This is a genomic window from Flagellimonas oceanensis (assembly GCF_003992595.1).
Taxonomy (GTDB): Bacteria; Bacteroidota; Bacteroidia; order Flavobacteriales; family Flavobacteriaceae; genus Flagellimonas; species Flagellimonas oceanensis.
Window position 1 is genome coordinate 275247 of sequence record NZ_RZNA01000003.1, and the last position, 12978, is coordinate 288224.

At 42.8% G+C, this 12978-nt stretch carries 12 protein-coding genes and 1 tRNA gene; 6 read left to right on the top strand and 7 right to left on the bottom strand.

Annotation, left to right across the window (positions count from 1 at the left end):
- Nucleotide 1: 1 nt before the first annotated feature.
- The 5 genes from EO132_RS01335 to EO132_RS01355 form a co-directional block, all read right to left on the bottom strand.
- Nucleotides 2–787, bottom strand: a complete 786-nt coding sequence (locus tag EO132_RS01335; protein WP_127136240.1) for a HEAT repeat domain-containing protein — start codon at nucleotides 785–787, stop codon at nucleotides 2–4.
- A gap of 2 nt (nucleotides 788–789) precedes the next feature.
- Nucleotides 790–1314, bottom strand: a complete 525-nt coding sequence (locus EO132_RS01340; RefSeq protein ID WP_127136241.1) for an RNA polymerase sigma factor — start codon at nucleotides 1312–1314, stop codon at nucleotides 790–792.
- Nucleotides 1315–1676: 362 nt separating this feature from the next.
- The gene (feoB, locus tag EO132_RS01345) at nucleotides 1677–3893 is read right to left on the bottom strand and encodes a ferrous iron transport protein B (protein ID WP_127136242.1); all 2217 of its coding nucleotides are present in this window, start codon (nucleotides 3891–3893) and stop codon (nucleotides 1677–1679) included.
- Complete coding sequence (locus tag EO132_RS01350; RefSeq protein ID WP_127136243.1) at nucleotides 3890–4132, bottom strand: FeoA family protein; 243 nt, start codon at nucleotides 4130–4132, stop codon at nucleotides 3890–3892. Before EO132_RS01350 ends, feoB begins: the two co-directional genes overlap by 4 nt.
- Nucleotides 4133–4221: 89 nt before the next feature.
- The gene (locus EO132_RS01355; RefSeq protein ID WP_127136304.1) at nucleotides 4222–4896 is read right to left on the bottom strand and encodes an SCO family protein; all 675 of its coding nucleotides are present in this window, start codon (nucleotides 4894–4896) and stop codon (nucleotides 4222–4224) included.
- A gap of 151 nt (nucleotides 4897–5047) precedes the next feature.
- On the opposite strand from EO132_RS01355, the gene rseP reads away from it, so the two are divergent.
- The 4 genes from rseP to EO132_RS19405 all read left to right on the top strand — a co-directional run bounded on the left by rseP (nucleotide 5048) and on the right by EO132_RS19405 (nucleotide 8691).
- Entirely contained in the window at nucleotides 5048–6397 is a 1350-nt protein-coding gene (gene rseP / locus EO132_RS01360; RefSeq protein ID WP_127136244.1) for an RIP metalloprotease RseP, read from the top strand.
- A 69-nt stretch (nucleotides 6398–6466) separates the two neighbouring features.
- Nucleotides 6467–6543: transfer RNA gene (locus EO132_RS01365), tRNA-Asn, on the top strand.
- Between the two features lie 322 nt (nucleotides 6544–6865).
- Nucleotides 6866–7780 carry a DUF4421 family protein gene (locus EO132_RS01370; protein ID WP_164732255.1) on the top strand — a complete coding sequence of 305 codons (915 nt, stop codon included), beginning with the start codon at nucleotides 6866–6868 and terminating at the stop codon, nucleotides 7778–7780.
- Nucleotides 7781–7935: 155 nt separating this feature from the next.
- Nucleotides 7936–8691, top strand: coding sequence for a collagen-like protein (locus EO132_RS19405; protein ID WP_205780292.1), 756 nt, complete (start codon nucleotides 7936–7938; stop codon nucleotides 8689–8691).
- 74 nt (nucleotides 8692–8765) lie between these two features.
- On the opposite strand, the gene EO132_RS01380 is transcribed toward EO132_RS19405, so the two are convergent.
- Entirely contained in the window at nucleotides 8766–9326 is a 561-nt protein-coding gene (locus EO132_RS01380; protein ID WP_127136246.1) for a YceI family protein, read from the bottom strand.
- A 253-nt stretch (nucleotides 9327–9579) separates the two neighbouring features.
- On the opposite strand from EO132_RS01380, the gene EO132_RS01385 reads away from it, so the two are divergent.
- Both EO132_RS01385 and EO132_RS01390 read left to right on the top strand, forming a co-directional pair.
- Nucleotides 9580–10578, top strand: coding sequence for a sensor histidine kinase (locus EO132_RS01385; protein ID WP_127136247.1), 999 nt, complete (start codon nucleotides 9580–9582; stop codon nucleotides 10576–10578).
- A 3-nt stretch (nucleotides 10579–10581) separates the two neighbouring features.
- Nucleotides 10582–11271 carry a LytR/AlgR family response regulator transcription factor gene (locus tag EO132_RS01390; protein ID WP_127136248.1) on the top strand — a complete coding sequence of 230 codons (690 nt, stop codon included), beginning with the start codon at nucleotides 10582–10584 and terminating at the stop codon, nucleotides 11269–11271.
- Between the two features lie 47 nt (nucleotides 11272–11318).
- Here the strand turns inward: EO132_RS01390 and EO132_RS01395 are convergent, their stop codons facing one another.
- Nucleotides 11319–12968, bottom strand: a complete 1650-nt coding sequence (locus EO132_RS01395) for a solute:sodium symporter family transporter (protein WP_127136249.1) — start codon at nucleotides 12966–12968, stop codon at nucleotides 11319–11321.
- Nucleotides 12969–12978 lie beyond the last annotated feature (10 nt).

The following is a 12978-nucleotide window of genomic DNA, read 5'->3' on the forward strand; positions in this document are numbered from 1 at the left end:
TTTATGTTATACTTGGCAATACTGCCCTGATTTGATTTTTGATAAAGGGCTGTGTGTCTTCTTTTTCCAATAATTTTTTCATGGGTTCGGCCGCTTTCTTTTCCTGAATCTGTACCAAAGCCTGAATTATGGCGACTTGTATACTTGGGTTTCTCTCATTTTCCAAGGCTTCGATGAAAGTGTTCTTTACCGTTTCTGAGGAAGTGAACTGGACCAATGCCTCAAAAGCGGTCATCCGAACATTGTCGTTTTCATCGTAGAGCAATCGGTTGGCAAGGGCTTGGATGATGGCTTCATCGGGTTGCTCAAATTCTTCGATGTAATTTACCCCTTGAATTCGCTTACTAGCGGATTGGTTTTCCATTAAGGAGAGCATGGCCGTCTGTTTCATCTGATTGGTCTCTTCCTGAAGCTGTGCAATGTCTGCATCCGCTTTTCGTTGTTGAAAAAGACTTCCCATTTGAAAAGCAGCAACCAATAGTGCAATGCTAGCTGCAATTTTTAGAATATTTCCTGTCCAAATTGATGATGACTTGGATTCCAGCTGAACCACTTTGCCTTGATTTGATTTTTCTTGCTCAAGGGCTGATTCAAACTTTGTTTTAAGTCTATCGGAAGGTGTCGGAACTGCTTCTTCAAACACATTGAAAAAGGTTTTCATCTCTTCCAGTTCTTTTTTGCACTCGGCACATTGTGCTATGTGTTTTTCGAACAATATCTCGTCGGATTTGCTCAAATTGCCATCCAGATAGTCCGGTATTTGGTCAAAAACATGATTCTTTTCCATGGCTATATACTTTCTAAATAAATGTTCTTCAATTTTTTCAGAATCCTGCACACTCGGGTTTTTACGGCGCCAGGGGTACTTCCCATAATTTCCGCTAGGTCATCATACTTGATTTCTTGGTATCGGTTCAAAATCACGAGTTCCCTATCGTAGGGATCAAGTCGGCTCAGGGCATATTGCAGATGGGCGTTGTTTTCGCTTACATGGTTTTCCTCTTCCACTGCCTTGTAGGCCAATATCTCGATATCGTCATGGACCTTATGGTTTCTTGTGTAGTGTGTTTTTAAGCTATTTCGAGCTATGGTGAACATCCACGACAAGAAGGATCCATTGTTGTATGAGTTCCGATACTTGATCAGTTTGTAAAAAACATCCTGTGTAAGATCTTCTGCCAACATTTGATCGCCCGACATTTTGTACAGAAAATTGTACACATGCTTGTGGTGACGGTCAAAAAGTTCCTTGAGCAAATCCAAGTTTCCCTCGGACACTTTTTGCATGATCATTTCATCTGAAAGCGTTTCCAAATGCTGTTTTTTAGTTGGCGTTCATCTTATATAGTCAGGAAATTAAGAAAGGTTACAGAAAGGGGGAGAAAAAATTGAAAAATTGTTTTGTGGAGAGTTAAGTTGCTGAAATATAGGATTCAAAAATGACACCTCGAGCGCCGTGGAGAGGTCGGGGAATTTAAGTAAAGGTCTCGGCTGCGCTCGACCTGACAATAAAATTAAGAGAGTGTTAGTTGCAACCGCAGTTGTCGCTTCCGCAGGAATTGGAGTTGCTCTTCCCTTTGCTAAATAGCGATTTGGGAAGCAAGAATTTCCATACTAAATAACCTGCTGCGATAATCAATGTTCCGTATGCCAATATCTGTTGAATCATTCTCGGATTAAATTAGGATTTGGTAGGCTATCAAAGCAATAATATAAGCAAAAACGCTCATAAAGCCCAATTGAAGCATAGGCCATTTCCACGAGTTGGTCTCTCTCTTTACAATGGCTAGGGTACTCATACATTGCATGGCAAAGGCATAGAACAACATGAGGGAAATACCAGAGGCCAAATTGAACAAGGGATTTCCATCGTCGTCCAATTCAGCGGCCATTCTATTCTTGATGGTTTCCTCTTCATCGCTACCCACGCTGTATATGGTGGCCAACGTCCCTACGAACACTTCACGTGCAGCGAAAGAGGTCAGAACGGCAATTCCAATTTTCCAATCGTAGCCCAGAGGTTTTACCAATGGCTCAAAAGCTTTTCCTGCTTGTCCAATATAGGAGTGCTCCAATTTGTAACTGGCAATTTCCTGGGCAACGGCCCTTTCGGAAAGTTCCTGGGTCAATACCTCAATGGAATCTTGAAGTGCATTTGGGGCCAAACCTTCTGCTTCCGCAGATTCACGGTAGGATGCTACGTTGTTTTGGATATAGTTTTTACTGTAGGTGCTCAGTCCTTCATTTTCTATGCGCTCGGTCACAATGCGGTCGGCATCCTGAAAGTCTTCGGAATACCCATTAGATCCCAAGAACCACAGCACAATGGAAATCGCTAAAATGATTTTACCCGCCCCCAATACAAAGCTTTTCGTTTTTTCGATAACGGTATAAACCACATTTTTGACCAACGGGAGGCGATAGGTTGGCATTTCCACCATAAACACCGACCTGCTTTTTATTTTCAGGATCTTGTTCAACACCATGGCCGACAACAGCGCCATTCCAAAGCCGATAAGGTATAGCAACATCAAGGTCAATGCCTGATAGCTCAGTCCCAAAACACTGCCTTCCGGAATAACCAGGGCAATCAAGATCAAATAAACGGGCAATCGGGCAGAACAGGTAGTGAAAGGTGTGACCAGAATGGTAATGAGCCTTTCCTTCCAATTTTCAATGGTACGGGTGGCCATAATGGCCGGGATGGCACAAGCATTACCGGAAATCAATGGAACAACGCTTTTTCCGCTCAATCCAAAAGGGCGCATCAACCTATCCATTAAAAAGACGACGCGGCTCATATATCCGGATTCTTCCAACAGGGATATGAAAAGGAACAGGAAGGCGATCTGGGGGATGAAAATGACGATTCCACCGATACCCGCAATGATTCCCTCTGCCAATAAATCGGTAAAAACGCCTGGGGGCAATGTGTTCTTTACCCATTCCGCAGCCATGGCAAATTGCTCATCGATAAAATCCATGGGGTACCCGCTCCAATCAAAAATCGCTTGGAAAATGGTAAGCAGAATCACAAAAAAGATGAGGTAACCAAAAACTTTGTGGGTCAAAATCTTGTCAAGGGAAGCCCGCAAACCTTTGGCGGCCATGAAGTCCACCTTATAGGTTTCCTTTAAGATATTGTTGATGAGCTGGTACCGCAGTACGGTTTCCTTATGCTGTAATTTTTTGAGTTCGTCCTTGGACTTGGTGGAAAAATCGGTGGCATCTTGAATCCGCTTTTTCTCGATGGGCATGAAGTTCACATCCTGGGTGATCACCAGCCACAGTTTGTAAAGGTCTTCCTGGGGGAATGTTTTTTTAAGGCGGTCAAAATACTCAGGGGAAATTCTGGTCGGGTCCAAAATCGGCTTTGAAGAAATGCTCTTGTAATCGGCAATAAGTTCTTTGATGTGATCAATGCCCGTATTTTTCCGGGTACTGACCAGGGCGATTTTGGTGTCCAGCTTTTTTTCCATGGCCCCCACATCCAGAGAAATCCCTTTACGGTCCATTCTATCGGCCATGTTCACCACCAAAATGGTAGGGATCTTCAGGTCTTTTATCTGCGTGAAAAGAAGCAGGTTCCTTTTGAGGTTTTCCACATCGCTGATCACAACGGCGACATCGGGATAGTCCTTATCGTTTTTGTTGAGCAACAATTCCACTACCAGACTTTCGTCCAAAGAGGTGGTGTTCAAACTGTAGGTTCCGGGAAGGTCCAAAATGTGTGCCTTGACCCCTCTAGGCAGTTTACAGATACCTTCTTTCTTCTCTACAGTGATACCGGGATAGTTACCGACCTTTTGCTTGAGTCCGGTAAGTTGGTTAAAAACCGAGGTTTTTCCGGTATTGGGATTCCCGATCAGGGCTACATTGATGTTTTTGCTCATTTGGCCTGCGTTTCTTCAATAATTTCCAGCTCGATGAGTTCTGCCAAAGACCTTCGTATTGCCAAATGACTTCCGCTGAGGTTGATGTAAATGGGGTCGTTCAAGGGAGCGATTTGCAAAAGTTCCACGCTGTTACCGGGCAAACAGCCCAGTTCCAATAATTTAATGGGAAGGATGTGCTCTGTGAAATCCTTGATGATTCCCTTCTGTCCATATCGTAAATCTGCTACGGTCGCCACTGTTCTTATTTAGAATAAATTTAAGTAAGAGCAAAAATAAGTAAAAATGGAGAACTACAAGGGCTAATCATGGATAAAGGTTTAAGAGGTTAGTCTTGATAACCGGCTTCAAGTATTTTGATATCGGCCAAAAGCTTGTCTATTTCTTCACGATTGGTGCCATCATAAAAGCCGCGGATTCGTTTTTCCTTGTCCACCAGAATAAAGTTTTCGGTATGGATCATATCAAAGGGGCCTCCGTCTCCATCGTTCTTAACGGCTAGATAGGATTTTCTGGCGAGTTCATAGATCTGCTTTTTATCCCCAGTGACCAAGTTCCATTTATTATCAATCACGCCTTTTTCCAGCGCGTATCTTTTTAATTGGGCAACGGTATCTATTTGCGGGGTAACTGAATGGGAAAGCAGCATAATATTCGGGTCGTCCTTTACGGCATCCTGTATCTCGGTCATGTTCTTGGTCATGATCGGGCAAATGGTAAGACATGTGGTAAAGAAAAAATCCGCTACGTAGATCTTGTCCTTGTAATTTTCTTGGGTAATGGTGTCCCCATTCTGGTTGACCAGAGCGAAATCTGCCACTTTATGGTATTTCTTGGTGTAATGCAGGGTGCTGTCCACTAAAGATTTGTCAACCATGGAGGGTTGGTAGACAGGAAGCATTTTTTTGGGTTGCAAAGCGTTATAAAACAAGTAGACGATTACGGCGGAGAGTCCGAGCATCACGATTCCGAACAACTTGTATTTTGCAAAAAATGATCCCATGGAGACAAAATTACGGCCCAAAGGGCTATTCTTCAAGTAGAAAGCAGTTTATTGTTGCTAAATCTTTCTTAAATCATGAAAGGATAAAATTTGAGGTTTTTTTATCAATCCCTAAAAGGTTACTTTTGTGCGTTTTAACAAAAGACGACGGATGACCCCTATAGTTATAAAAACCATACAATTCTTTCTGAGCTTATCGCTTTTAATCGTACTCCACGAGCTGGGACACTTTATCCCTGCAAAGCTTTTTAAGACTAGGGTAGAGAAGTTTTACCTCTTTTTTGATGTGAAGTTTTCCCTCTTTAAAAAGAAAATCGGGGAGACCGTTTATGGTATTGGTTGGTTGCCCTTGGGCGGATATGTGAAAATATCCGGGATGATCGATGAGAGCATGGACAAGGAGCAGATGCAACAGGAGCCCAAGCCTTGGGAGTTCCGTAGCAAGCCGGCTTGGCAACGCTTGATCATCATGTTGGGCGGGGTAACGGTGAACTTTATTTTGGCCGTGGTCATTTTCATTGGGTTGGTTTTTACCTATGGGGAGGAATATATCGCCAATGATAGCCTTAAGGATGGAATATGGGTGACCGAGAAAAGCTTGGGCGATGAATTGGGTGTCCAGACCGGGGACAAGATATTGTCCGTGGACGGAAACAAGATAGAAGCACTGCAGCAGGTGCTTCCCGAGATGATCTATGGAGAAAAGTATACCATTGAAAGGGACGGACAGGTTATTGAAAAAACAATTCCCGTTGATTTCATAGAAACCTTGTCCGAGGACAGAGAGAAAGCACGTTTCATATCTTATCGCTATCCATTTGTCATCAACGATGTGCCCAAAAACTCTCCAAATGCGGACAGTGGTCTTCAAAAAGGGGATGCCGTTGTTGAAATGGCAGGTACACCTGTGGAATACAAAGATCAAGTGATTCCTGTTTTGGAGGCAAACAAGGGCAAAGAGGTGTCGATCAAAGTGATGAGAAACGGAAGCCCCTTGGACCTTACGGTCTCCATTTCGGACAAGGCCACATTGGGCGTAGTGCTGGGGATGTCGCCCGAAGAATACAAAGAGGCTGGATACTTGGAAATTAAAACCCTGAAATATTCCTTTTTGGAATCGATACCCGCAGGATGGAACAAGGGGGTAAAGGTACTGACAGACTATATCAGGGGGATGAAGAAAATCTTTAACCCAGATACAGGGGCTTATAAGGAAGTTGGTGGTTTTGCCGCTATTGGTGGTATGTTTCCCGATACTTGGAACTGGCCGGCTTTTTGGCAAACAACGGCGTTCATATCCATTATTTTGGCCTTTATGAACATTTTGCCCATTCCTGCATTGGATGGAGGCCATGTGATGTTCTTGCTGTATGAAATGGTTACGGGACGCAAGCCCAGTGATAAATTTTTGGAGTACGCCCAAATGATAGGTTTCTTCATTTTGATAGCGCTATTGCTGTTTGCCAACGGTAATGATTTGTATAAATGGCTTTTTAAATAGAAAAGCAATTTTTTTGTTTGTGGTGTAAAAAAGAATCCATTATATTTGCACCCGCTTAAGGTAAAATATTCCTCCTTAGCTCAGTTGGTTAGAGCATCTGACTGTTAATCAGAGGGTCCTTGGTTCGAGTCCAAGAGGGGGAGCCACAAAAGCAAAAGCCACCGAATATGGTGGCTTTTTTGTTGCTGTCAATCTTAACTAAGATCTGCACGTAGCACTTTTCCTAAGGAGGACCTTGTAACCCAAACATTTCCTTTAGAAAACAGGTTACTCTTTATTTGATTCATGAGAAAAATCTTTAGCCAAGTCCAAGATACAATGATTTTTTCAGTAACTTGTTAATCAAGTACTTGTGAGTCAACCGTTAACTTTCTTTCGATGTTTATCCTTAACAATTTGGTTAGTACAAGCATTAGGTATTGTCTTCCTTTCTTTCTTGTGACCAATACTATCTGCGTTTCAAAAATAGTGGGTCAGGAAACTCAAAATCACAGAATCATTTCTTATGCCGACCAGCTCGCTTATGGGATAGATTTAAGTACAGATATCGATGAATTTCTGGTATCCAATTCCGATGTGGGAAACTTTCATTTGGTTTCTAACAATGATTTGAAATTGACCTTGCGTTTCAATTATAAATTTGTGAGTTTAAGCGCGGGGTTTGCTCCCGAATTTTTGCCTGGTAATGATGATGATGAGCAACGCGGCAAAAGTTCATATCAAAATTATCAGGTGAATTTATTTCCGGGAAGAGTTGTCCAAAACGTGTTTTTTAGGAGAATGAAGGGGTTTTATGTGGAGAATACCGAAGATTTTGTTCCTGCATGGACCGAAGATGATCCTTACCTTCAGTTTCCTGACCTTAAAAGTATTACCTGGGGCGGCAGTACAGGCTTTGTGCTAAACAAAAACTTTTCACTTAGATCGCTTTACAACCGTCAAGAATGGCAATTGGAAAGTAGTGGGAGCCTGATCCCAATGGTACATTATGAATTCACTAAATTGACCAATGATTTTGAGGATGGTTCATACGGCAAGGAAAATCTTGTGGATATTCGAGCGGACTTAGGATATTTTTATAATTGGGTGATTACGCCCAAAGTAAATGTAGTACCGTCTTTACGTGCAGGTTTGGGACCAAAGTTTTCCAAATATACCTTGGATGGTGTGGTGGAGAAAAACAATTATTTGGTCACTGAATATGGAGTAGGACTCCGAATAGGCTATAATACCGATAAGTTGTACATGGGACTTATTGGGGAACTGAACGGCACGAGATATAATGATGGCGACTCCAATGATATTTCCAATAACTTATGGCACGGCGTATTTTATATAGGTTACCGCTTTAACGCACCCGAGAAATTGCAAAAACTGTTTTAATGCCTTTGTGTGATGACTTGATTTTTTTAAAAAAAATCAACCAAAAACTGTTTACCACAATTATAGGACAACACACAACATAATGTAAGAAACTTCATAACAAAGCAAAGCCATTGGCGTTAGATTGACCATAACTTTAAAACCAAATTTTAAAAATGACAATCAACAGAAAGCTATTGGCAGGTGTATTTATTTCAATGTCCATTATTATCAATTCCTGCTCCGTGGAAGATGGAGCGGATGGATTAATGGGTCCACAAGGAGAACAAGGGGAAATAGGTCCTCAAGGTGAGCAGGGCGAGCAAGGGCCCCAGGGCGAGCAAGGCCCACAGGGGGAAACCGGTGATCAAGGTCCGCAAGGCGAGCAAGGCCCACAGGGTGAACAGGGTACACAAGGTGAAGCGGGCGAAGATGGAAATATGAATGTAATTGCCAGTGATTGGTTCCATGTCGAAAGAGTCTCGGATACGTTTGAATTTTCGGAATCCTATCCGTTGATTACTTACGATTGGGCGGTGCCAGAACTTTCCTCGAGCATCGTAGATAGCGGAATGGTATTGGTTTATGCACAGATAAACGCCTACGGCATGTATGATATGGAAACCATTCCCAGTTTGGACAATATAGTGGCTTTACCACAATCTGTATTAGTGCTTCACGATGAGACTGATGTTTCCGAAGAGCGTTATGAGTATTCCTTTTCCGAAGGGAATATAGCAATTACCCTGTATGCCCATACACTAATAATGGGCGGTGCTATGATTGATAAAGGTCCTAGTATGTCCAAAGATGAAGAATATGAAATTAGCCTAAGATATGTGCTTGTGCCATCTGGAGCCTTGGCCAAGAACAAAGTTGAAAACCTAAAAAAGATGTCTTATCAAGAAGTGGTTTCCTATTTGGGAATCTAAAAGTAATTAAGAGTATCGCATAATAAAAAAGCCACCGTTTTCGGTGGCTTTTCTTTTTCATGTAAATGGAGGTTTTATTGTTGCGCCATTTCCAAGTTGATGGTCATTTCCACTTCATCTCCCAAGGAAGCACTATCGCCGCCAACACCAAACTCCAATCGGTCAATGGTGCCGGTAAGCTTGACTCCGGCCTTTAATTTTTGACTTCTTTGGTCCGTAATGATCCCGTTTACTTTCCCTTCCAAGGTTACAGGTTTGGTTACTCCATGCATGCTAAGGTCTCCATTGAGAACAAAAGTTCTATCCCCGGTTTTTTTGAAACTTGTGCTTTTAAAGGAAATGGAGGGGTATTTTTCTGCATCAAAAAAGTCGGCACTTCTCAGGTGATCGTCACGTCTATCATTATCCGTGTCAATACTGGTTGTTTTGATGTCAACGGTAAATTCAGCATCATCAAAGGTATCAGTAGCCGTAGCAGTGATGTCAAATTCACTGAAGTGTCCCTCTACTTCAGAAATCATCAAATGGGTAATGGCAAAACCGACTTTGGAGTGGGCCCCGTCCGATTTCCATGTGGATTGCGCCGCTACCACAACTGTGGTCATAAATGCCAAGGTAAAAAATGTCTTTTTCATAATTGTGTGATTTAAGTCTATATTATTTAAAGCCAATCATTTTGGAACGGCCTTGTTTCAAATATGATCATTAATAAAGTAAATACTAAATGTTTTCCGTAAACAACATAAGTTAACCTCCATTCAACCAATGGATTAAATGTATTGTGTCTGGTTAAAATGTCGTTGAGGGGGTAAACTTTGTTGTTGGTATAGCTGTTTTTCTTTGGCCGATGTATTATATATAATTTTGAGGCTAAATAATTATAGGGTATTGATTTCCAAAAAAGAACTTCTTTTCCAAATTGTATTGCACAGTATCGTGCTGTTGTTCTTCTCTTTTGACAGAAATGAAGAGGTGATCAACGTGAATAGGGTCTTGTTTTTGTTGTATTACAGTTTGGCCACTATTGGGGTTACCTATTTCTTGATGCCCAAATATCTCTACAAACAGAAGTATTGGCAGTTTTTCATTGGCTTCGTTATATTGGTGGCATTGGTCATCTGTATTGAAGAGCTTGTGCTGGAACCGCTCATGTTCCCGGGTACAAAAAGGGGGGATTATTTTCCGGGCATTTATATTGCCCTTTTAGGCACTTTGCCCGTTATGACCATATTGGCCGGGGGAAAGTTCGGATGGGATGCCCTCAAAAAGCAAGCTCAAATAGATGAATTGGAGTCCACGATACAGGAAAGCGAACTACAGTTTCTACGAAGCCAGATCAACCCCCATTTTTTGTTCAATAATTTGAACAACCTATATTCCTATGCCCTGCAGGAATCGCCCAAGACCCCGGAGATCATTTTGGAGATGAGCGGAGTGTTGCGATATATGTTGTACGAGTCCAAGGAACAGTTTGTACCTTTAAAGAAGGAATTGGAGCAGTTGGGCAACTTTATCCGATTGTACAAATTACAGATAGAGGATAGGGGAGAAGTACACTTTGATGTGGACAAAATAGAGGGCGAATATAAGATCGCCCCTTTGATTTTGATCGTGTTCATCGAAAATGCCTTTAAGCACAGTCAATCCGGACAGTCATCCGACATTGAAATCGATATATCCGTGAGATTGAGCAATTCCACACTGGAGTTCCGTTGTAAGAACAATTATGAGCCGGGCTTCAGTCTGGATAGTGTGGCCAAAGGAATAGGATTGAAGAATGTGCAAAAACGCTTGGAGCTATTGTACCCTAAAAAGCATGTACTGAAAATAGAGGAGGCCGACAATTCCTATAATGTGTACCTGAAATTGGAATTGGAAAAAGTATAGGTTATGAGGTGTATTATTGTTGAGGATCAGCCGCCAGCCCAGCGGATATTGCGCAAGTTCATTCAGGATGTGCCCACCTTGGAACTTGTGGACGTGTTTTCCGATGGATTAAAGGCCATGGAGTTCCTCAACAAGGAGTCGGTGAATCTCATGTTCTTGGATATCCATTTGCCCAAAATAAACGGACTTGATTTTCTGAAGAGCATTCCAGATCCCCCACATGTGATTTTGACGACTGCTTTTTCGGAATATGCACTTGAAGGATACGACTTGAACGTCGTGGATTACCTTTTGAAACCCTTTTCTTTCCAGCGTTTTTTGCAGGCGGTCAACAAAGTGAATGCCAAGCACGAACATATCGTGTCCAAGAATGATGTGGCTCCGCTAACGGAGATCTATGTAAAGTCCAGCCATGAGCACATCAAGGTTTTGGTAAAGGACATCTTTACCATTTCTTCAGATTCGGATTATACCGAAATACATCTTAATGACAAGAAGATATTATCCAACGAGCCCTTGCGTCATTGGATGGAAGTCTTGGGTGGTAGCCAATTCTATCAGATCCACAAATCCCATATAATCAACACCAAAAAGATAGATAGGATATCGGGAAATCTGGTATTGTTGACCAATGGTGCCAGAATACCCATGGGAAGAGCCTATAAAGACAACTTTTTAAAGAGCATCCTATAAAAAAAGCCTGGAAGTTCCAGGCCTTTTGTCTTGTTGCATCTCGTTCCCTACTTCGCAAAATAGATATAGATCCCAATTACGATGATGGCGATGAAGGCGCTTGCCAGTTTCACATGCTTCCAAGGCTCAATGGAAACTTGCTTGGTGTACTCCAATTGGAAAGGCTCTTTTCTTGGGTAGAACTTTCCAATGACAAGCATAATGATGATGTTGGAAATAAACAAAATCGCCATCACGTGCAGGTAGTGCGGATAGGCACCTGCTTCAATCAAATTGAGCTCGACAGGGTCGGTAATTCCATTGGCCTTGGCTTCGGCCAAAGCATTGGCCACCATTTTTGGCCCCACTATAAATTGACTGATAATGTAAAGGATAGATCCTGAAAGAATACCGATTTTTGCTGCGATTGCAGGTACTCTTTTGGTAAGATACCCCACTACAATGATCGTAAATATAGGGATGCTGTAGATACCGTTGATTTCCTGCAGATAATTGAACAAGCTGCCCGCATTGGCGATAAGTGGCGCTATGAACATGGCGGCTAGTGCCAAGCATACACCGAACACCTTACCGTATTTTACCACGGTCATTTCCGATGCATTCTTGTTGATGTGCTGCTTGTAGATGTCTATTCCGAACAAGGTTACCGAACTGTTGAGCACACTGTTGAAAGAACTTAAAATGGCCCCAAAAAGAACGGCGGCGAAGAAGCCCATCAATGGTTTTGGGAGTACGGCCCGCACCAATTCGGGATAGGCAAGGTCGCTACTGGCCAATCCCCCTTCGAAATAATAGTAGGCGATCATTCCGGGCAACACTAGGATAATAGGCCCCAAAATCTTTAAAAATGCGGCGAGTAAGAGGCCTTTTTGTCCCTCGGCAAGGTTCTTGGCCCCAAGACCCCGTTGAATGATTTGTTGATTGGTTCCCCAGTAGAAAAGCTGGACCAGCATCATTCCAGTAAAAATGGTGGAAAAGGGCACTTCTTGGCCGGGATTTCCAGTTGAATCGAAACGCTCTGGGTTGGCGGCCATCAAAGTGTCCAATCCTCCAAGTACACTTCCGTCCCCTATGGCCATCAAACCAAAAACAGGAATCATGATTCCCCCAATGATCAGTCCAACGGCATTGATACTGTCTGAAACGGCAACAGCCTTCAATCCTCCAAAAACCGCATAGATGGAACCGATGATCCCTATGCCCCAAATACAGATCACCAGGGCCGTGGAATCCGAAACGCCCAATAGTCCGGGAACATCGAACATCCCACTAATGGCTACAGAGCCAGAATAGAGTATCACTGGAAGCAATACCACTACGTAACCGGTAAGGAACAATCCTGAGGTTATGGTCTTTGTGGTTACATCAAAACGTTTGGCCAAAAATTGGGGCACCGTCGTCAATCCACCCTTGAGGTATCGAGGAAGCAAGAACATGGCCGTGACCACAATGGCAAGTGCTGCCAGTGTTTCCCAAGCCATGACGGAGAGCCCGTCCTTGTAGGCGCTACCATTGAGTCCCACGATTTGCTCCGTGGATAGATTGGTCAAGAGCAAGGAGCCTGCTATGACCCCAGCGGTAAGGCTTCGGCCTCCCAAAAAGTAACCGTCGGATGATGTTTCATCTGTTTTTCTGACGGACCACCAGGATATGATTCCTACCAATAGGGTGAATCCCAAAAACGAAATAAGTGCCATATTGTAATAT